At 43.9% G+C, this 24,196-nt stretch carries 4 protein-coding genes and 4 pseudogenes; all 8 read right to left on the reverse strand.

Features of this window, described 5'->3' with window-relative positions; all coding sequences use genetic code 11:
• Positions 1-11: 11 nt before the first annotated feature.
• Positions 12-803, reverse strand: coding sequence for a class I SAM-dependent methyltransferase (locus HGD76_RS24060; RefSeq protein WP_168697259.1), 792 nt, complete (start codon positions 801-803; stop codon positions 12-14).
• Positions 804-857: 54 nt separating this feature from the next.
• Positions 858-1,544 carry a thioesterase domain-containing protein gene (locus HGD76_RS24065; RefSeq protein WP_233466976.1) on the reverse strand — a complete coding sequence of 229 codons (687 nt, stop codon included), beginning with the start codon at positions 1,542-1,544 and terminating at the stop codon, positions 858-860.
• 184 nt (positions 1,545-1,728) lie between these two features.
• Positions 1,729-2,703, reverse strand: a pseudogene (locus tag HGD76_RS24070) (non-ribosomal peptide synthetase); the annotation flags it as partial.
• An 80-nt stretch (positions 2,704-2,783) separates the two neighbouring features.
• A complete protein-coding gene (locus HGD76_RS26340) occupies positions 2,784-3,179 on the reverse strand; it encodes a class I SAM-dependent methyltransferase (protein ID WP_442873231.1) in 396 nt (131 codons plus the stop codon).
• 174 nt (positions 3,180-3,353) lie between these two features.
• Positions 3,354-7,894 (reverse strand): annotated as a pseudogene (locus HGD76_RS26345) (AMP-binding protein); the annotation flags it as partial.
• A 2-nt stretch (positions 7,895-7,896) separates the two neighbouring features.
• A pseudogene (locus tag HGD76_RS26350) lies at positions 7,897-14,083 on the reverse strand (amino acid adenylation domain-containing protein); the annotation flags it as partial.
• Positions 14,070-22,150 (reverse strand): annotated as a pseudogene (locus HGD76_RS26355) (non-ribosomal peptide synthetase); the annotation flags it as partial. The pseudogenes HGD76_RS26355 and HGD76_RS26350, both read right to left, overlap by 14 nt.
• A 345-nt stretch (positions 22,151-22,495) precedes the next feature.
• Positions 22,496-23,647: a formyltransferase family protein gene (locus tag HGD76_RS24090; RefSeq protein WP_168697261.1), complete on the reverse strand. Its 1,152-nt coding sequence runs from the start codon at positions 23,645-23,647 to the stop codon at positions 22,496-22,498.
• Between the last annotated feature and the right edge of the window lie 549 nt (positions 23,648-24,196).

Genomic DNA, 24,196 nt, shown 5'->3' on the forward strand with positions numbered 1-24,196 from the left:
AGAACAAAATATCACAGTAAGTTTACTGGCTTCTTTACTGAAACCAACAAATAATCTATAGATGAAGAATCTAGCAAAGCATCTATAGCAACCACATTGAAATTATAAGTTTCTTCATCTATCTTTCCTGTGTTAAATTCCTCTATAATCGAAGATTTTAAATCTCGGTAGTGTATTTTCCAGCATACCTCTGTCGCTTCCACAAATTCTATTGGCTGAAATCCTGCTTGTTGATAAAGACGTTTATAATCTTCAATATCTTTATCTTTGACAATATTTTCAGGAACAATCAAATCACCAAAATACTTTGTAGTGTCGAAAATGAGATCGGCGAGGATCAGATTTCCCCCTGGCTTCAATACTCGCATTGCCTCTTTCAGAAACTTCTCTCTTGTGTTAAAGTAAAAAGCAGCCTCCACACAGATAATGTTATCAAAAAAATCATCCTCAAATTCCATCTGCACAGCATCCATGCAAATAAATTTGCAGCCTGGCGCATTAACTATACTTCTTTCGATTTGTTTTCTGGAAATATTAATGCCCACAACATCCGCAGGGGAATAATAGTTAAGGAGATGACTGGTAGTTGCTCCCAAACCGCAACCAACATCGAGGATATTTCCCTGCTTTCTTGGAATAAATTCTAACAGCTTTTCCATCAGATTAAAACAGGCTTCATGCTGATTTTGAGTATCTGAGTGCCAATAACCCACATTGAAAAACTCTTTTTCACCATAGTAATCTCTAGTCGAGGTATTTAAAATTAAACTGTCAAATATACCGATAAATTCGTTTTTATCCATTTTTACTCACACTTGTTTATATTGGTTTTCATTGTGATCAACCCCACTCATCATTTAGATGTTTGCTTGTGCTTGCTGAATACAAGTTTTCAACTTTTCGGCTAAAACCTGGACATGGGGTTCAACCATAATTGTGATATGGTTTCCGAGGACAAAATGAATATCAACTGGCTCGCTAGAAAACTCACTCCAGCCCAAGGATAAATCCTGTGAAACCTCAGCATTTAAATAACCATTAGGGTCTTCTGGTAGATCCTCATTAGCGCGGAGAATTGTCAATTTACCTGAATAAGGCTGTTTTGGTACATAATCAACTAGACATAAACAACTATTTTTATAAGCTTGGACGATATTTGTCAACTGGGTAATTTCAGCATTTGGAGGCAGCATATTAGCCATTTTGAAATACTGTAAAACGTATTTTAGTTGCTCATCCACAGTCAAAGATTGCAGAGTATCATAAGAAATATCCACATTCTTTTCTAAATAAACTTCTATGCCTTTGCTCACTTCAACTAACCACCTCGCATGATCCCAATTAATATAATCAATCAGCATTTGTTTATCTTTATAGGTTGGTGCTGAAGAATCAACTATTGCCAACAAAGCAACTTCCTGTCCCTGGTTACGCAACTGTTGAGCCATTTCAAAAGCTACATTTCCCCCATAAGAATGTCCGCCTAAAAAGTATGGTCCCTGTGGCTGAACAGCTTGCATGGCTTCAATGTAAATACTAGCCATATCCTCAATATGAGTAATCGCACCTAATTCCTGATACAGATTATTTTCAAAACTGTATAACGGTTGATCATCTCCTCAGGGCAAGCGCATCTTATTTTTAGAATGCTTACTGGACAAAGGTTTTGACGATTGTTAATTTTTGTAACTAAAGGTTGAAACCCTTGCTGGGCATGGATTACAGAATTTAGGTGCGTTTGCCCTGATCATCTCCTAAACAACGTCCTAAGTGATAGAAGTAAAAAGGTCTACCCCCTGCACCGGGAACACAGAAGAAAGGTAAGTTTGAACCATTGGGCTGAATTGCTACTAAACAAGATGGAGAAGAATCATCGGATTCTTTTTGGATAATTGCTGCTAACTGTTCTATTGTGGGGTTTTGAAACAGGTCTTTTACAGGAATATCTTTACCAATCTGCTGCTTAATTTGAGTCATTAAGTAGGGAGCTAAAAGAGAATGACCACCCAAATCAAAAAAGTTATCCTGTACCCCAATTTTGTCAACTTTAAGAATATTCGACCAGATTTGCAGCAGTTTCAATTCCAATTGATTACGCACTTCGATAAATCTATCGGAGTTACTGGTGTGAGCAGGTGCTTTCAAGGCGTGGCGGTCTATTTTACCATTAGGAGTAAGTGGTAAAGAGTCCAACATCACAAAAGCACTTGGTATCATGTATCCAGGTAGTTTATTGCCAAGAAACTGACGCAGTTCGCTAGTTGTGAGTGTGACATCTTTTTGCGGCACAATATAGGCGACTAACTGCTTACTTCGGCTACGCTCAGTACAAGTCTCACCTGGGGTATCTTCGCGGACAATGACGCAAGATATTTGCACATCCTCATGTTGACTAAGTACGGCTTCAATTTCGCCTAATTCAATGCGGAAGCCACGAATTTTAACTTGATGATCAATGCGTCCCAAGTATTCGATATTGCCATCAGGTAAATAGCGTGCCAAGTCCCCGGTTTTATATAATTTTGAATGATCAAAAGGATTGGGGATAAATTTCTCTTGGGTTAACTCTGGTCGGTTGAGATAGCCGCGTGCTAAACCTGCTCCACCAACGTGTAACTCTCCTGGTACACCAATCGGTACAGGTTGTAAGTTTTGGTCTAACAAATAGATTTGTGTATTAGAAATTGCCCGACCAATGGGGATTGTTGTGGCGATCGCCATCTGTCGAAATTGCGCCGTTTGTTCTTCTGTAGATAACCCCTGTAAATCCTCGATTTGCCAGGTTACTGTTGAGGGCGACTGCGGACATCCCCCACGAATATCTTACCTTGAGAGGCGATCGCTGTCATTGCCCCTTCTAAAACCTGTAACAGATAGTCCACACTGGGAAAATACTGTACTACTGAGTTGACAACCACCGTATCAAAGACTCCTTGGGGGATACCTTCAAAGTTATCTGCTGTTTTGTGTAGCAGGCGGACATTTTCTAGACCCTGGATCTCCCCACATAATCGCTCCAGATTGCGAATAGTTGCTGAGGAATAATCCGCTCCCCAATATTCTTGACAATAGGGAGCAACGCGAAATAGCAATAACCCACTACCGCAACCAATTTCTAACACTCGCTGTGGTTTCCCTAGCAAAATTCGGCTCACCGTACTCTCAACCCACTCCCGCATTTCTGAATCGGGAATGGCTTTGCCAGTATAACTACTGTTCCAACCACTAATATTGAAGGTGGGGTCATCTGTTGGGGTTTGCTGTTGGCTATAGGATTGTTCATAGAGTTTTTGCCAATCACTAACATACTCGCCTTGCCATTGCGCCAACTGTTCTGGTAAAACTTGACCCTGGAGAGCCGGAACTAAATAAGCCACCAGACGTTTATCACCAGGGATGTCTTCTCTTGCTATGACGACACTTTCCTGTACTAAGGGGTGTTGGCTTGCAACTGCTTCAATTTCACCCAGTTCTATGCGAAAACCCCGAATCTTCACTTGATTGTCGATGCGTCCCAGGTATTCAATCGTCCCATCCGCTAAATAACGACCTAAATCCCCGGTTTTATACAATTTTGATGGGCCAAAGGGATTGGAGATAAATTTCTCTTGGGTTAATTCTGGTCGGTTGAGATAGCCTCTGGCTACCCCAACGCCAGCAATATGTAATTCTCCTGGTACACCAATCGGTACAGGCTGTAACTGGGAGTCTAAAATGTAAACTTGGACGTTGGCAATGGGACGACCAATGGTAACTTTTGGGTCGAAAGGGGTGCATTTTGCCAGAGTTGCACAGACGCTTCCTTCTGTCGGTCCATAAGCATTAAAGAAATTGCGCCCCGCTGACCATTGTTTGATAAGTTCAACCGCACAGGCTTCTCCCGCGACAATTATGGTTTGCAGGGTAGTCAGTTCGACTTTATGCAGAACAGCTAATGCCGATGGTGGTAGGGTGATATGGGTAATGGCATAATCTCGTAATCGCTCAATTAAGGGCGTACCGGGCATTAGAGAATCTTTGCTTCCTAGATAAAGTGTCCCTCCCGATCCCAAGGACATCAAAATTTCTGATATACAAGCATCAAAACTCAAGGAAGCAAACTGGAGAATCGACTATCAGAATGCAAACCAAAAGCCTGAATCTGAGCTTGAGCTAGGTTGCACAATCCTTGATGCTCAACCATTACCCCTTTCGGTTTACCTGTAGATCCAGAAGTATAAATTACATTGGCTAAGTTAGCAGCAGTGACGATTCCCGTGAGATTTTCTTGGCTGTTTTGGGCAATTTGTTGCCAAATTTCATCTAAAAATACAGTTTTGGCTGGATGTTGGGGTAATTTTTCAATGAGTGTCCATTGGGTCAGCAGTAACGAAACTTGACTGTCCTCTAACATCAAGCTCAGACGTTCTTGGGGATACTCAGGGTCAAGCGGCACGTAAGCACCGCCTGCTTTGAGAATTCCTAAAATTCCCACGAGCATTAAGGGCGATCGCTCTACACAAATCCCCACCAACTGCTCGGTTTTTAGCCCCAAAGACCGCAGGTAGTGAGCTAACTGATTAGCGCGATTGTTCAACTGTGCATAGGTCAGTTGTTGATTTCCACAGACTACTGCGACTACATCGGGAGTCTGTTGTGCCTGTTCTTCTACTAATTGATGAATACACTTGTGGTAGGGATCATCGGTTTGGGTATCATTCCATTCCCTTAATAGTTGGCGATCGCCCTCTGTTAGCAAGGGTAGTAAAGCCACCGATTGTTGGGAATTGTCAACAATTGCCCCTAATAAAGTTACAAAATTTTGCATCATCCGGGCAATAGTTGTCCCATCAAACAAATCCCTGTTATACGAGCAAAAGCCTCCCAGACCTTCTGGTACGTCCCACAAGTAAACTTCTAGGTCAACTCGAACCGAGTCCAGTCCTGAAGGCATATCCTGGACCCTGACACCAGGAAAATCCCAAGGCGCAGTTGGCGCATTCTGGAGGGCAAATACCACCTGCGTCAAGGGATTGCGATCCAAGTTCCGCTCCAGTTGCAACTCTTCCACTAACATTTCAAAGGGTAAATCCTGATGCTCGTAGGCGTTTTGAGTAACTTTTCGCACCTGCGCTAGTAAGGCTTCAAAGCTCGGTTCTGGGGAAAGATCGAATCTTAGCGCCAATGTATTGACAAAAAAGCCAATTAATGGTTCGATTTCTTGGCGATTGCGATTAGCGATCGGTGAGCCAACCACCAAATCTGTTTGTCCACTGTAACGAGACAGTAACACCACAAAACCCGCCAACAGTGTCATAAACAGAGTGCTTCCAGACTTTTGAGAGAGCTTTTTCAGCTGCTGGGTTAGCTGGCTATCTAGTTGCAGTTGCTCTGTACCGCCTCGGAAAGTTTGTATAGCTGGGCGGGGGCGGTCTGTGGGTAATTCTAATAGAGGTGGCGCACCTGTTAACTGTTGCTTCCAGTAGCTTAATTGACGCTCTAATACCTGATTTGTCAGCCACTGACGCTGCCAGACAGCGAAATCGGCATACTGTATAGATAATTCTGGTAATTCAACAGAACTACCCATTGAAAAGCTGCGGTAATAGGCTGAGAGTTCATCGATCAAAATGCCCATTGACCAACCATCAGCTGCAATATGATGAATTGCTAGTAGCAATACATACTCGTCGGGCGCAACTTGCCAAAGCTTGACTCGCAGCACTGAACCATTAGCCAAATCGAAGGGTTTACAGGCTTCTGCTGTCGCCAGTTCCTCTACTTGTTTGGTGGGGTCTTGGAGATTTTGTAAATCCACCACTGGTAGGGTGATGGTCATACTGGGTGCGATCGCCTGCACTGGCTTATTATCCTTAATCTTAAACTGAGTCCGCAGAGGTTCATGGCGTTGCGCGATCGCCGCAAAAGCTTGCTCTAAAGCTTTGACATTGAGATTCCCCACCAGCCGCATGGTGAAATCTATTGTGTAAGCACTACTTTCACCTTCCAACTGATTTACAAACCACAGGCGTTCCTGCGCCCACGATAGAGGTATGTCTCTGTCTCGGTCAACAGGTGCGATGGCTGGCACCGTCAAACCTGAACCAGTTTCTAGCTGACTTAAAATCGCCTCACTTAACTGAGCAACTGTCGGTGATTCAAAGATATAGCGTAACGGTAACGAAATCTTAAAAGCTTCCTGCAAGCGAGAAATTACCTGAGTTGCTAGTAGAGAATGTCCTCCAAGTTCAAAGAAGTTATCGTCAATGCCTACTTGCTCTAACCTCAGCACTTGAGTCCAAATGAGTGCTAATTTTTCCTCAATGGGGTTACGGGGTGCAACAAATTTGTCTGCTATTTCACTGTGTAAATCTGGTGCTGGTAGGGCGCGGCGGTCTATTTTTCCATTTGGTGTTATCGGTAAAGACTCCAGGATTACAAAAGCCTGGGGCACCATGTATCCAGGTAGTTTATTGCCAAGAAACTGACGCAGTTCGCTAGTTGTGAGTGTGACATTTTTTTCCGGCACAATATAGGCGACTAACTGCTTACTTCGGCTACCCTCAGTACAAGTCTCACCAGGGGTATCTTCGCTGACAATGACGCAAGATATTTGCACATCCTCATGTTGACTAAGTACGGCTTCAATTTCGCCTAATTCAATGCGGAAGCCACGAATTTTAACTTGATGATCGATGCGTCCCAAGTATTCTATATTGCCATCAGGTAAATAGCGTGCCAAGTCCCCGGTTTTATATAATTTTGAATTGTCAAAGGGATTGGGGATAAATTTCTCTTGGGTTAACTCTGGTCGGTTGAGATAGCCGCGTGCTAAACCTGCTCCACCAATGTGCAATTCTCCTGGTACACCGATGGGTACTGGCTGTAAGTGTGAGTCTAAGATGTAGATTTGCGCGTTGGCGATTGGACGACCGATGGAGATTTTCTGATCAGCATCAGTACATTTTGCTACTGTAGAACAGACACTGGCTTCTGTCGGACCGTAGGCATTGAAGAAATTTCTGCCCACAGACCATTGTCTGATGAGTTCACCAGAACAAGCTTCTCCAGCAACAATTATTGTTTGCAACGCCGGGAGTTCTTCCGTCGGGAGAACTGCCAGTGCTGATGGTGGTAAGGTGACATGGGTAATGCAATAATTGCGTAATCGCTCAATTAACGGCATACCCGGTAATAAAGAGTCTTTTGTTCCTAAGTAAAGTGTTGCCCCTGATCCCAGAGCCATGACAACTTCCCAGATAGAAGCATCAAAACTGAGGGAAGCAAACTGGAGAATGCAGCTATCAGAATGCAAACCAAAAGTTTGCATCTGAGCTTGAGCTAGGTTGCATAATCCCTTATGCTCAACCATTACACCTTTAGGTTTACCTGTTGAACCGGAAGTGTAAATTACATTCGCTAGATGAAAAGCCGTCACCCCACTGGTAGGATTATCTTGATTATTTTGGACAATTTCTTCCCATATCTCATCCAAACAAACAAGCTGCGCTTGATGCGATTGTAATTTGTCCAGGAGTGACTGTTGGGTTAATAGTACCTTCACCTGGGCATCTTCAAGGATAAAGCTCAAACGCTCTTGGGGATACTCTGGGTCAAGTGGTACATAAGCTCCACCCGCTTTGAGAATTGCAAGTAGTCCCACGATCATTTCTAAAGAACGCTCTACACAAATACCCACCAGTACATCTGCTCCCACTCCATGAGAGCGCAAATAGTGCGCCAACTGATTAGCGCGACAATTCAACTCGTGATATGTCAGTTGTTGCTCTTCAAATACCACCGCCACAGCATCCGGGTTGCGCTCTACCTTCTCCTCAAACAAATGATGAATGCACAAATCATGGGGATAGTCTACTTGTGTATCATTCCACTCAATTAATAATTGCTGCTGCTCAACTTGTCTGTTCTGTTGCTGGATAAATCTGGTGCTGGTAGGGCGCGACGGTCTACTTTGCGGTTTGGTGTTAGTGGGAGAAAGTCCAGAAATACGAAAGCCTGGGGCACCATGTAAAGAGGCAGATTCCTAGAGAGGAATTGACGCAGTTCGCTAATTGTGGGTATTTTTTCGGAATATGGTACTACGTAGGCAACTAAATATTTATCCCCTGGGGTATCTTCGCGGATGATCACACAAGATGTCTGCACATCAATATATTGGTTTAGTACCGCTTCAATTTCTCCCAACTCGATGCGGAATCCCCGAATTTTTACTTGATTGTCGATGCGTCCAAAGCACTCAATATTACCATCTGGCAAATAGCGGGCTAAATCCCCGGTTTTATAAAGTCGGGAACTGGGGACTGGGAATTAGGCAGAATTTCTGCCCCGCTGAAGGGGTTGGGAATAAATTTTTCCTCCGTCAGTTCTGGGCGGTTGAGATAACCTCTTGCTAAACGAACACCACACAGGTGCAGTTCACCTTTGACTCCCACGGGTACTGGTTGCAGATGACGGTCAAGGATGTAGGCTTGTGTATTGGCAATGGGACGACCAATCAGCACTGAGTTGGCTGTTTCTGATTGGGGATGGAGTAGGTCATGAACTATGGCGGTTACAGATGCTTCGGTTGGACCGTAGACATTTAGACAATTGACGCGATCGCCTACTACTTGTCGCCATATTGTCACTGTTTCTGGGAGAACTGCATCCCCACCCACAGCCACTAACCTCAGACTTTGCGGTACAGTTGCATTGTCTTGAGATACCGCTACTGCCCATTCATGCCAATAGGCTGGAGTAATATTTAAGACGCTGAGACTTTCTTGGGCAATAAATTGGGCAAAACTGGCAAAGTCAGGAAACATTTGTGTGGGTCTTAATACCACCGTTGCGCCTTTGTACCAAGTGGGGAATATTTCTTCCGCCGCTACATCAAAGCTGAAGGACGCAAATTGCAACACACGATCTGCGCTAGTTAGGGCAAATACTTCACTAATTGCACTGCTATGGTTAACTAAAGCAGCATGAGTCAGCATCACGCCTTTGGGTTTGCCGGTAGACCCAGAAGTGTACAATAGACAAGTTAAGTTTTCTGGTTTGACCTCACTGACCGGATTTGCTGGACTTTGATTCGTCAGCATCTCAGATTCTCTATCTAAGACAATGACTTTTACTCCTTGTACTGGTAGAGAATTGAGTAATTTTTGCTGTGTGATTAGCACAGAAAATTGTGAATCCTCAGATATGTCAGCTAAACGCTGCTGGGGATAATCAGGGTCGAGGGGGACATAACCGCCACCGGCTTTGAGGACGGCTAACAATGTGACGATGATGGATAGCGATCGCTCTAAATAAATCCCCACCAAAACTTCTGGTTTTACACCAATATCTTGTAAGTAGTGTGCTAATTGATTAGCTTGGGTGTTCAACTCACCATAAGTTAATTGTTGATTTTCAAATATTACTGCTACTGCATCTGGGGTAAACCTAACCTGCTGTTCAAACAACTGATGGATACATTTATCTTGGGGATAATCGGCTTGAGTATCGTTCCATTCTACAAATAACTGGTGTTGCTCAACTGCTGTTAGCATTGGCAATTGGTCAATTCGCTCACTGGGATTCGCCACAATTGCTGCCAGGAGTGTGACAAAATGACCCGCCATCCGGGCGATGGTGCTATGGTCAAACAAGTCGGTGTTGTACTCCCACACTCCCACCAGTCCATTACCTGTGTTCTGCATTCCTAAGGTCAGATCAAATTTTGCCGTTACGGTTTCTATTGGTAATGGACTGACAGTTAACCCAGTCAACTCTACGGTCGCTAGGGGATCATTTTGGAGGAGAAAATCTACCTGAAACAGTGGTGCATGGCTGAGGTCGCGTTCTGGCTGCAATACTTCCACCAACATTTCAAAGGGTAAATCCTGATGAGCATAAGCATCCATTGCCATCAACCGAACACGAGTGAGTAATTCCGCAAAACTGGGATTACCTGATAAATCAGTCCGTAAAACTAAAGTATTGACAAAAAAGCCAATTAACCCTTCTATTTCACTACGATGACGATTAGCAATTGGTGTCCCTACCAAAATATCTGATTGTTCTGTGTAGCGATAAAGTAGGGTATCAAAGGCTGCCAACAACATCATGAACAACGTCACCCCTTGTTCCTGACTCAGTTTTGTCAATTTTCGACTTAACTCAACAGAGAGTGCAAACTCATGATATGCCCCAGCGGTGGTTTGCACAGCAGGTCTGGGTCGGTCTGTGGGGAGTGATAATAGGGTTGGTGCATCTTTTAGTTGTTGTTGCCAATAACTCAATTGGTTTTGTAATACATCCCCGGCTAACCACTGTCTCTGCCATAAGGCGAAATCTGCGTACTGAATCGGCAGTGGTGCGAGATTGGCAGGTTGACCTATTGAATAAGCATTGTACAGGGTCGCTAGTTCTTGGACAAACACCCCCATGGACCAGCCATCAGAGACAATATGGTGCATACAAACTAAAAATAGATGCTCTGTTACAGACAGCACTACTAATGTCGCTCTCACTAATGCTTGTTTTTCTAGGTAAAAGGGTTGTAGAGCTTGTTGTTGTACTAATTGCTGTGCAGCTATTTCTTGTTCGGTTGTCGATAAATGCCTCAAGTCAACAACTGATACTGTCCAATTTGTTGCTGTTTGAATAATTTGTCTTGGTTGTCCATCAACTGTAATTAAATTGGTGCGTAAGGCTTCGTGGCGATGAATAATTTCTTGTAAGCTTTGTTCTAAGGCTACTTGATTGAGAGTTCCGACTAGACGTAAAGCTATGGGTATGTTGTATAAGGCACTGTTCGGCTCGAACTGGTCTAAAAACCACAGCCGATTTTGAGCAAATGATAATAGTAATTCTGCATTCTCTGCCCTTGGTAAGATGGGTGGGGAAGTTAGTTCTAAGTCTTGTTGTTGTAAATGCTGAATCGATGGCATCAATTCGGCTATTGTCGGTGCAGCAAATAACTCCCGCAATGGTAGTTCCACTTGGAAAATGTTGCGGATGTGTGAAACCAGTTGTGTTGCTAGGAGTGAGTGTCCACCGAAGGTAAAGAAGTTATCTTGTATCCCCACTTGCTCTACTTTGAGGACTTGCGCCCAAATTTGTGCCAGCATTTCCTCAACTGGAGTGCGCGGGGCTACATATTTGTGTTTGAGTTCCCTGTGTAAATCCGGTGTGGGTAAAGCGCGGTGGTCGATTTTACCATTGGGAGTTAGTGGCAGAGATTCTAAAATGACGAAAGCATTAGGTACCATGTATTCTGGTAGTTTGGCTTTTAGGAATTGTCGCAGTTCACTAACTGTCGGTGTCACTTCTTTTTGTGGCACGATGTAACCAACTAGGCGTTTATCCCCGGTTATATCTTCGCGGACAATGACGCAAGATGCTTGGACATCGCCTAGTTGACTTAGTACTGCTTCAATTTCTCCCAATTCAATGCGGAAGCCACGAATTTTTACCTGATTGTCGATGCGTCCCAGGTATTCAATGTTGCCATCTGGCAGATAACGGGCTAAGTCCCCAGTTTTATATAATTTTGAATTTTGTCCGTCTTTGGCGTTTCTGTAGGGTATTTTAAATTTTGAATTGTCAAAGGGATTGGGGATAAATTTCTCTTGTGTCAATTCAGGTCGGTTGAGGTAGCCTCGTGCTAACCCCGCACCACCGATGTGCAATTCTCCTGGTACACCGATGGGTACTGGTTGTAAGTGTGAGTCTAAGATGTAGATTTGCGCGTTGGCGATTGGACGACCGATGGGCGGTTTTCTTCCATTGGGTTGACAAATTGCTATCGTCGCCGCAACCGTAGACTCCGTAGGTCCGTAGGCGTTGAAAAAACGCCGTCCCGTTCCCCACCGTTCTACTAATTCTGCTGAGGAAGCTTCACCACCAACGCTTAGATATTGCAAATCGGGTAAGGTCGCTTGAGGTAAGACAGACAACGCCGAAGGAGATAAAAAACTATGGGAAATCTTGTGATCAGCTAAAAAGTCAACCAAGACTTGACTTGGTAACAAGGTTTCAATGTTTGGAAGATATAAGCAAGCACCACTGACGAAGGTAGTAGCAATTTCAGCAACAGATAGATCAAAGCTAAAAGACCCAAACTGAAGCAAACGGCTTTGGGATTGAACTTGAAAAGTTTTGCACCAAGCCAAGCTTAAATTTACCAGTGCCTGATGTTCAATCATTACACCTTTAGGTCGTCCTGTCGAACCAGAGGTGTAGATGACGTAAGCTAAATTATTAGGTGTACTTTGAGGACTGGGATTATCCGTTAACTCCGAACTAAAACTTTCCTGATCTAAACAAATTACTTGGCAGGGATTTTGCTGTTCAGCTATAGGTAATTGGTCTAGGAGGAAACTTTGGGTGAGTAACACCGATGTCCCAGAATCTTTTAGCATGAACTGAATCCGCTTTTGTGGATACTCAGGGTCAAGCGGCACATAAGCGCCACCTGCTTTGAGAATTCCTAAAATTCCCACGATCATCTCTAGCGATCGCTCTACACACAACCCTACCAGTACATCTGCTCCCACTCCATGAGAGCGCAAGTAATGTGCCAACTGGTTAGCGCGACAATTCAACTCATCATAGGTAAGTTGTTGATTCTCAAATACCACCGCCACAGCATCGGGTGTCCTCAAACACTGCTCCTCAAATAACTGATGGATACACTTATCTTGGGGATAGTCTACTTGTGTATCATTCCACTCAATTAATAACTGCTGCTGCTCAACTTCTGTCAGCAGAGGTAATTGGGAAATTCGCTCAAGGGGATTCGCCACAATTCCCTCAAGTAAGGTGACAAAATGACCAGTCATCCGCTCAATAGTGCTTGTATCAAACAAGTCAGTGTTATACTCCCACACACCAATTAGTCCAGTACCTGTGTTCTCCATTGCTAAGGTAAGATCACACTTGGCAGTTACACTTTCTACTACCAATGGACTAACAGTTAATCCAGTCAACTCTACTTGAGAGTTAGGAGCATTCTGAAGGCCAAACACTACCTGAAACAGCGGTGTATAGCTGAGATCCCGTTCTAGCTGCAATGCCTCAACTAGCATTTCAAAAGGTAAATCCTGATGAGAGTATGCATCCATTGCCATTAACCGAACACGAGTCAGTAATTCACTAAATCGAGGATTCCCTCCAAGTTGGTACGCATTACCAATGTATTGACAAAAAAGCCAATTAATGCTTCTATTTCACCGTAATTGCGGTTGGCTATAGGAGCCCCTACCACAATGTCTGATTGTCCTGTGTAGCGGTAAAGTAGGGTATCAAATGCTGCCAACAATGTCATGAATAGTGTTACTTCCTGCTCCTGACTCAGTTTTGTCAACTTTTGAGTTAACTCAACTGAAAGTGCAAACTTTTGATGTGCGCCAACGAAGGTTTGCACAGCAGGTCTGGGTCTGTCTGTGGGTAGCGATAATAAAGCTGGTGCATCTTTTAGTTGTTTTTGCCAGTAACTCAATTGGCTTTGCAGCAAATCCCCTTGCAAGAACTCTCTTTGCCAAATTGCAAAATCTGCGTATTGAATTGCTAATGGCTCTAACGGTGTTCGCTGACCTATTGAATAAGCATTGTACAGTGCCGCTAGTTCTTGGAAAAACACTCCCATTGACCAGCCATCACTGACAATGTGGTGCATACACACTAATAGTAAGTGTTCTGTCTCGGATAGTACGACTAATGTCGCTCTGACTAACGATTCACTTGCTAAATCAAAGGGTTGAATTGCTTGTTTTTGTGCCAATTGCTGTGCAGCACTTTCTTGTTCGGTTACTTCGACTTCGCTCAGTACAAGTGTAGATAAATGCTGCAAGTCAACAACTGATACTGTCCAATTTATTTCTGTTTGAATGATTTGTGCTGGTTGTCCATCAATTGTCATGAAATTGGTGCGTAAGGCTTCGTGACGATCAATAATTTCTTTTAAGCTTTGTGCCAAGGCTGCTCGATTGAGAGTTCCTACTAGACGCAAAGCTAAAGGTATGTTGTATAAGGGACTGTTCGGCTGTAACTGGTCTAAAAACCACAAACGCTGTTGAGCATAAGATAGTGGTAATTCTTCATTATGATTTTGCATTCTTTTTCCTTGGTAAGATGGGTGGTACTTTTATTTCTATGTTTTGTTGCTGTAACTGCTGAATCAATGGTGCTAATTCGGCAACTGTCGGTGCCGCAAATAAACTACGCAACGGTAGTTCTACTTTGAAGCTAGTGCGGATGCGTGAAACCAATTGGGTTGCTAGTAGCGAGTGTCCGCCAAGTTCAAAGAAGTTGTCATGAATCCCCACTTGCTCTACTCTCAGGACTTTTGCCCAAATTTGTGCCAATTTTTCTTCAACGGGAGTGCGGGGTGCTACTAAACTCTCTTCTATTCCTGCGCGTGATTCTGGAACCGGTAGGGAGCGACGGTCTATTTTGCCATTGGACGTGAGGGGTAAAGACTCCAAGATGACTATTGCATTTGGTATCATGTAATCTGGTAACTTTTCCTTGAGGAAGCTACGCAGTTCTGCTGTTGTGGGAGCTTGTGCCACTTGCGGTACTACGTAAGCTACCAGACGTTTGTCGCCCGGTTCATCCTCCCTGACTACCACCACACTTTCCCAAACGGCTGGATGTTGTGCCAGTAATCCTTCAATTTCGCCCAACTCAATGCGGAAGCCGCGAATCTTTACTTGCTGGTCAATTCGCCCTAAATACTCTAACTCGCCATTGGGCAAATAACGGGCTAAGTCTCCTGTTCTATAAAGGCGTTCTCCTCCCTTACTTCTTTGGAAGGGGTTGGAGATAAACCTTTGTCCTGTGAGTTCGTCACGATGGAGATAGCCACGAGTCACCCCCTCACCACCAACGTACATCTCCCCTGGAACTCCAATCGGTACTGGTTGTAAATGCTGGTCTAGCACATACACTTGTAAGTCGGGAATCGGGCGACCAATGACACTAGCTGTGCGATTTAAATCGTCAAGGCTCAATGGACGATAGGTTACGTGTACAGTAGTTTCCGTAATCCCGTACATATTCACTAACTGCGGTTTCTGGTCGCCGTGGCGCTCAAACCAGGGTTGCAAACTCTCGAGTTCCAGAGCTTCTCCACCAAAAATTACGAGACGGAGGTTCAAATTGCTCATTCCGATTGACTGTTCTGCTTGAATTAACTGGCGGAAAGCTGAAGGCGTTTGATTGAGAATTGTGACCTGCTCTTGAGATAATAATTTATAGAACGATTCAGGCGATCGCGTCAATAAATACGGCACTACTACCAGTCGTCCACCATAAAGCAATGCACCCCAAATTTCCCAAACAGAGAAGTCGAAGGCATAGGAGTGGAACATTGTCCACACATCTTGAGAATTAAATTTATACCAAGAGTTTGTGGCGGCAAACAGACGAGTTACATGATGGTGGTTGACTAAAACACCTTTAGGCTGACCTGTAGAACCTGAAGTGTAGATGACGTATGCCAGATTAGGCGATGTGGCAGTATTGACAGGGTTGGAGTTGCTGTTTTGGGTAATTTTTTCCAAGTCGGTATCTAAGCAGACAAGCTGTGCAGTATGGGCTGGTAGCTTGTTGACTAATTGCTGTTGGGTCAGTAGCACTTTCACCTGAGTGTCTGTGAGGATGAAACTCAACCGTTCAGGTGGATACTCAGGGTCAAGGGGCACATAAGCCCCACCCGCCTTGAGAATACCCAGTAATCCCACAATCATCTCCCAAGAGCGCTCCACACAAATACCCACCAGCACATCGGCTCCCACACCCAAAGACTGCAAGTAATGCGCCAACTGATTAGCTCGACAATTTAATTCATGATATGTAAGTTGTTGCTCTTCAAATACCACCGCCACTGCATCCGGTGTCCGCCGGACTTGCTGCTCAAATAACTGATGAATACACTGATCAACAGGATAATCTACCTGAGTATGATTCCACTCAATTAATAACTGCTGTTTCTCTGGTTCTGTTAACAAAGGTAATTGGGAAATCTGTTCCAGAGGATTAGCCACAATTGACGAAAGTAGTGTCAGAAAATGACCAGTCATGCGCTCAATAGTGCTGGCATCAAACAAGTCAGTATTGTACTCCCACACCCCAATCAATCCATTACCTGTGTTCTCCATTGCTAAGGTAAGATCAAACTTTGCCGTTGCACCTTCTATTGGCAATGAACTAATACTTAACCCACTCAACTCTACTTCTGACAGGTAAGGATTCTGGAGGGCAAACATCACCTGAAATAGGGGTGTATGACTAAGGTCGCGTTCTGGCTGCAATGCTTCCACCAGCATTTCCAATGGCAAATTCTGATGAGCATAAGCGGATAAAGCCATAGACCGAACACGAGTGAGTAATTCCGCAAAACTGGGATTTTCCGATAAATTACTCCGCATCACTAAAGTATTGACAAAAAAGCCAATTAACCCTTCTATTTCACTGCGATCGCGGTTAGCAATTGGAGTCCCTACCAAAATGTCTTCTGTTCCTGTGTAGCGATACAGTAATACATCAAATGCTGCCAACAGCGTCATAAACAGAGTACAATCTTGTTGCTGACTCAGTTGCATTAACCCTTGAGTTAATTCCACAGAAAGAGCAAAATCTTGATATGCGCCTACGAAGGTTTGCACAGCAGGTCTGGGTCGGTCTGTGGGCAGCACTAACAGGGCTGGTGCATCTTTTAGTTGTTGTTGCCAGTAATTCAGTTGGCTTTGCAGTACATCTCCGACTAACCAGTTTCTTTGCCAAATTGCAAAATCTGCGTACTGAATCGGCAGTGGAGTTAAAGGTATTCGCGTAGCGTCTGGCAGAGAAGGTAGACCTATTGAATAAGCATTGTATAATGCTGCCAGTTCTGCGACAAACACACCCATTGACCAGCCATCAGAGACAATGTGGTGCATACACACATTCAACAGGTGTTCTGTCTCAGAAAGCACTACTAATGTTACTCTGATTAATACTTCACTTGCCAAGTCAAAGGATTGAATAGCTTGTTTTTGTGCCAATTGCTGTGCAGCTATTTCTTGTGCGCTGGTGGATAAATGCCTGAAGTTAACAACTGATACTGTCCAATTTGTTGCTGTTTGAATGACTTGCCTTGGTGTACCATCAACTGTAATGAAATTGGTGCGTAATGCTTCGTGACGATGAATAATTTCTTCTAAGCTTTGTGCTAAGGCTGCTTGATTGAGAGTTCCGACTAGACGCAAAGCTATGGGGATATTATATAAGGCACTGTTCGGTTGTAATTGGTCTAAAAACCACAACCGCTGTTGGGCATAAGACAAGGGTAATTCTGCATTCTCTGCCCTTGGTAAAATGGGTGGGGAAGTCAGTTCTAACTCTTGTTGCTGCAACCGTTGAATATGTGGCGACAATTGAGCAACTGTCGGTGCAGCAAATAAACTACGCAACGGTAGTTCTACTTTGAAGCTAGTGCGGATACGGGAAACTAATTGGGTTGCTAGTAGGGAGTGTCCGCCAAAGGTAAAGAAGTTATCATGAATGCCTACTTGCTCTAGTTTAAGGACTTGTGCCCAAATTAGTGACAGGATTTCTTCGGTGGGGGTGCGTGGAGCTACGTATTTGTCGGTTCCTTGACCCTGTAAATCGGGAACAGGTAAAGCGCGGCGGTCTACTTTGCCATTAGGGGTTAAGGGGAGGGAATCCAGGATCACAAAGATATTGGGAACCATGTAATCTGGCAGTTTTGTCTTGAGGAATTGCGGTAATTCACTAACAGTACAAGTCATCTGGGAAGACGGCACAATGTAGCCTACTAGCCGTTTATTCCCAGGGTCGTCTTCACGGGCGATAACACAAGCTACCTGTACATCATCTCTTTGGTTCAGTACCGCTTCAATTTCTGCTAATTCGATCCGGAAACCACGGATTTTTACTTGATTATCAATGCGTCCCAGGTATTCTATATTGCCATTGGGCAAATAACGGGCTAAGTCCCCGGTTTTGTAGAGACGGGAATTAGGGTAGGTGCTAAAGGGATTGGCGATAAATTTCTCTTGTGTCAATTCGGGGCGATTGAGGTAGCCTCTGGCTAATCCGGCTCCACTTATATGCAATTCGCCTGGTACACCAACGGGTAATGCTTGTAAATTTTGGTCAAGGATATAAATTTGGGTATTGGAAATTGGGCGACCAATGGGGACAATTTGTGTATATATCTCTCGCTGACAATTGCAGAAAGTTGCATCGATACAAGTTTCCGTCGGTCCGTAAAGATTGTGTAAGTTCACATCTAGCTTGCTTAACAAGCCTTCAAGTAGAGCAACTGGTAAGACTTCACCTCCACAGAAGACGTGTTTGAGGGAGTGACAAGTTTCGATTCCTCCCTGCTCTAAAAGCATTTGTAACAAAGATGGGACAAGTTGAACAATCGTTACCTGCTGTTGGGCAATTAACCTTAACAGATAAGCACTATCAGTATGACCTCCTGGTTTAGCTATTAACAACTGTCCACCGGCTAATAATGGAGCGTAGAATTCCCAAACTGACGCATCAAAGCCAAAGGGAGTTTTTTGCAATACTTTGTCTTTTTCCGTCAGGGGGAATGTTGCTTGCATCCAGGACATATGGTTGCAAAGGTTACTGTGAGAGAGCATTACCCCCTTGGGTGTGCCAGTAGAACCGGAGGTATAAATCACATAAGCTAAGTTACCAGGTTGTACCTCAGTGATTGGACTCTCCTGACTAGATTCACAGATCAGCAGCCAGTCGGTATCTAAGCAGACGACAGGCGCTTGATTTTCAGGTAATTTCTCGACTAAATGCTGTTGGGTTAATAAGACTGAAACTTGAGCATCTGCCCACATAAAAGTCAAACGCTCAGTTGGATAATCTGGGTCAAGCGGCACATAAGCCCCACCCGCCTTGAGAATACCCAGTAATCCCACAATCATCTCCCAAGAGCGCTCCACACAAATACCCACCAGCACATCGGCTCCCACACCCAAAGACTGCAAGTAATGCGCCAACTGATTAGCTCGACAATTTAATTCATGATATGTAAGTTGTTGCTCTTCAAATACCACCGCCACTGCATCCGGTGTCCGCCGGACTTGCTGCTCAAATAACTGATGAATACACTGATCAACAGGATAATCTACCTGAGTATGATTCCACTCAATTAATAACTGCTGTTTCTCTGGTTCTGTTAACAAAGGTAATTGGGAAATCTGTTCCAGAGGATTAGCCACAATTGACGAAAGTAGTGTCAGAAAATGACCAGTCATGCGCTCAATAGTGCTGGCATCAAACAAGTCAGTATTGTACTCCCACACCCCAATCAATCCATTACTTGTGTTCTCCATTGCTAAGGTAAGATCAAACTTTGCCGTTGCACCTTCTATTGGCAATGAACTAATACTTAACCCACTCAACTCTACTTCTGACAGGTAAGGATTCTGGAGGGCAAACATCACCTGAAATAGGGGTGTATGACTAAGGTCGCGTTCTGGCTGCAATGCTTCCACCAGCATTTCCAATGGCAAATTCTGATGAGCATAGGCGGATAAAGCCATAGACCGAACACGAGTGAGTAATTCCGCAAAACTGGGATTTTCCGATAAATTACTCCGCATCACTAAAGTATTGACAAAAAAGCCAATTAACCCTTCTATTTCACTGCGATCGCGGTTAGCAATTGGAGTCCCTACCAAAATGTCTTCTGTTCCTGTGTAGCGATACAGTAATACATCAAATGCTGCCAACAGCGTCATAAACAGAGTACAATCTTGTTGCTGACTCAGTTGCATTAACCCTTGAGTTAATTCCACAGAAAGAGCAAAATCTTGATATGCGCCTACGAAGGTTTGCACAGCAGGTCTGGGTCGGTCTGTGGGCAGCACTAACAGGGCTGGGGCATCTTTTAGTTGTTGTTGCCAGTAACTCAGTTGGCTTTGCAGTACATCCTCGACTAACCAGTTTCTTTGCCAAATTGCAAAATCTGCGTACTGAATCGGCAGTGGGGCTAAGGGAGAAGGTAGACCTTGAGAATAAGCAAGGAACTGTTCGGTTGTAACTGGTCTAAAAACCACAACCGCTGTTGGGCATAAGACAAGGGTAATTCTGCATTCTCGTCCCTTGGTAAAATGGGTGGGGAAGTCAGTTCTAACTCTTGTTGCTGCAACCGTTGAATATGTGGAGACAATTGAGCAACTGTCGGTGCAGCAAATAAACTACGCAACGGTAGTTCTACTTTGAAGCTAGTGCGGATGCGAGAAACCAATTGGGTTGCTAGTAGGGAGTGTCCGCCAAAGGTAAAGAAGTTATCATGAATACCTACTTGCTCTAGTTTGAGGACTTGTGCCCAAATTAGTGACAGGATTTCTTCGGTGGGAGTGCGTGGAGCTACGTACTGGTCTGTGAGTTCAGCGTGTAAATCTGGTATGGGCAAAGCGCGGCGGTCTACTTTGCCATTGGGGGTGAGGGGTAAGGAATCTAAAATGACGAAAGCCTGGGGACCCATGTATTCTGGCAGCTTTTGTGTGAGGAAGCTACGCAGTTCGCTGACAGTGGCTCTCTGCTCTTTTTGCGACACAATGTAGGCAACTAAGCGCTTGTCCCCAGGAATGTCTTCACGGACAATCACGCAAGATGCTTGCACATGGGGATATTGGCTGAGGACTGTTTCGATTTCGCCCAACTCGATGCGGAATCCCCGGATTTTTACTTGATTATCGCTGCGACCCAAGTATTCGATATTGCCATCTGGCAAATAACGGGCTAAGTCCCCGGTTTTGTAGAGACGGGAATTAGGGTAGGTGCTAAAGGGATTGGCGATAAATTTTTCTTGTGTTAACTCTGGTCGGTTGAGGTAGCCGCGTGCTAATCCGACTCCACCTATATGCAATTCTCCTGGTACACCTACTGGTACTGGTTGTAAATTTTCGTCAAGGATATAAAGTTGGGTATTGGCAATGGGACGACCAATGGGAGGCAGCAGCGGCCAAGTTTCCACGGAATTAGTCAGAGTAAAACTGGTGACGACATGACTTTCCGATGGTCCATAATGATTGTGCAAAGTACAATCAGTTAACTGGCTCAACCATTGAGAAATGGCAGGAGTAATCTGCAACTGTTCCCCCGCAGTGATGATTTGGCGCAGATTACTAATAACTAATTCCCGCTCAATAGCCACCTCGGCTAGTTGCTGTAAACCAACAAAGGGAAGAAACAGTCTCTCAACAGCTTGTTCTTGGAGTAAACCTAACACAGCCAATGGTTCTCGGCGCAATTGCTCTCCAATCAACAGCAATGTCCCCCCAGAACACCAGGTTGAGAAGATTTCTTGGAAGGAAACATCAAAGCTAATCGGCGCAAATTGCAGGGTTTTTGCCCCACTAGAAATTGTGACATTTTGCCGTTGCCACAGGAGCAGATTGCAAAGAGCAAGCTGATTCATGGCCACACCTTTTGGTTGACCTGTAGAACCAGATGTGTAAATCACATAACCCAAGTTATGTCCTTGCACCTCAGAGATGAGATTCTCTGGACTCAACTGAGAAATTAGTTGCCATGCGGTATCTAAGCAGACAATATTTTCTTGATGGGTTTGTAATTTTTCAACTAATTTTTGTTGACTTAGTAATACCGAAACTTGAGCATCTTCTAGCATGAAAGTCAGACGCTCTTGTGGATATTCAGGGTCAATTGGTACATAGGCTCCACCCGCTTTGAGAATGCCTAGTAGTCCCACTACCATCTCTAAAGAACGCTCTACACAAATCCCCACCAGCACATCCGCACCCACACCATGAGAGCGTAAGTAATGCGCTAATTGATTAGCCTGACAATTCAACTGACTATAGGTAAGTTGTTGATTTTCAAACACCACCGCCACTGCATCCGGGGTCAGATCAACCTGCGACTCAAATAACTGATGGATACATTTATCCTGGGGATCATCCACCTGAGTATCATTCCACTCCAGCAAAATCTCCCGCCGCTGCTGCTCAGATAACAAAGGCAGGTAAGCAATACACTGGTCAGGTTCCGTGAGAATACCTTGCAGAAAAACAGTAAACTGCTCTTGCATTCTGGCAATACTGTCATCATTCAATACATCGGTGTTATAGAACCAACAACATTTCTTCCCATCTGAGGAAATTATGAAAGTTAGATCACTTCCCAACGGACTTTGGTAGTCCTCTAGTTTTTCCACACGCTCTACAACCACTGGGAAAAACTGCTCACTACCCCGATCGGACAACGAACGAAGAGATGGATACCTAGTCACCACATCCCGGACATAAGTTAGGGGAAGTTGGGTAAATTCGAACTGTTTTTTTAAAGCCGCAAAACTTTGCTCGTAATCTATATTTACCCGATAAGGAACAACTGACGCAAACAAGCTTTCGAGTCCGACCAACTGTCGTTGTAATTCAATATCTTTAAATCCGATATCAAAACATCCGCTGCCACCAATTCGAGCCAGATAAGTAATAAAAGCAGCTGCGAGAAAATCACTTCAGTGCCATTGGGGATGGCGTTGTAACCATAAGGTAATTGCCTCATCGGGTACAAACATCCTGGCTCTGGCATACTGTGGTTCTTTCAGGTGTAATGATGCTGTCTGCTTTGCCTCAGGAACAGTGATGGACTCTAAGGTTCCTAGCCTTTCTACCCAAAAAGCTTCATGCTTAACAATTGACTGATCAAACTTCTCAATCTGCTTGACCTGATTAGGCTCAAGATCACAAAACTGATACCCGACTTGCAAGCCAAATTTCTCCACCAGATATGAAATTGATAGTGCTTGACTATTAATAGCCAGTACCTGACGTAGTGCAATATCATAACTTGCTGTAGAAACTGTGATATAAGTAGGTTCAATGTTTGTGATCGTTCCCGGAGGGTAGTTGGACAAGTTACCCTGAACCTCAAGCTTAGAGACTATAAACAAATTGCTGTCTATAGCCAATTTAGTCCGACCTAATGGATTGGGATAAGAACCAAAATCTAAAGCCCTAATCAGGGCGTCTAACTCATAAGCACAACGCTTCCATGAGATGATTCCGCCTGCCCTCAGCCTTTTGAAGCGGGAAAAATAGGTGCGCTCATTCAGGTTTACTTTGGTTGCTACAAATGTACCAGAGGATAGCTCATCAACTATTTGAGCAAATGCATTAATAGCAGCTTCATAGCATTTCCCATTCAGAGTCAAAGCTGTCTCGTCATCAGCAATATCGATAATTACCTGCTTCAGGATATCGCCCGCATCAACCATAGCGGCCATTATATGCCACGTCACCCCATGAGTCTTCTCCTGATTCATCAACGCCCAGGAAGTGGCATTGACTCCTGCATATCTTGGTAGGGGGGCATCATGATAGTTGATCGCAAATTGGCGTGGTAACTCTAGAATTTCCTGGGGTAAAACATACCTATTGACAATACTGAACAGGTAATCAAAAGGCTGCTGGCTTAAAAATTCTCCGAGATGATCTGTTGGCTTAATATAAGGTATGTTTTTCCCCTCAGCCCAGTTAATTATCGATGCATCTGCGGAGATAATGCCGTAAATTACGTGACCTTGATTGATCAGTATTTCAGCACATTGAATCGGTAAAGTTCCCTCGCCAATAATAAAGCAATTAAATTTATTTTGATGATTAGCCATAATAGCGAGTTTTTTAACTATTTTGTCTATTTTAGTTATTTAAAATGCTTACGTATGAGTTCAACAACTGATTACCGTATAAGAATTTTCCCTCATTTGTCAATGCGTAAGTTATAAATATATTTTGTTCAATTTATGACTCACTCTTAGAACTTACGCAAGTGTCACACCAAAAATCTATTGTAGGGTGCATCAGATATCAACAATCTGTTTATTTGCTAGATTTTTGCGGTTTAATGCACCTTACAAGAAAGACTGGGAAGTTTGAAAGTCCCTGAGTAAGCATTGCGTAGCAATGCCTGACTTGCTTTAGACCGGGGAGTGTCAACAATGTGACAGTTAGGGTGCGGAATGTGGGATATAAAGATGCACCGTTAGATAGATAAGCATAAGTCTTACCTGCTATCTATTGCATTTTTTTGATAAAGCTGAGATTATTTAAAAGTCTAGGTTAAGTGCGTTGGAGTTAAAAATATATGGGACTCCTATGGGATTTTGGCACAAAACTACCATAGCATTGGGATCAGTGTACAAGTCTTATAGGAAAGA

This window comes from Dolichospermum flos-aquae CCAP 1403/13F, assembly GCF_012516395.1.
GTDB lineage: Bacteria > Cyanobacteriota > Cyanobacteriia > Cyanobacteriales > Nostocaceae > Dolichospermum > Dolichospermum lemmermannii.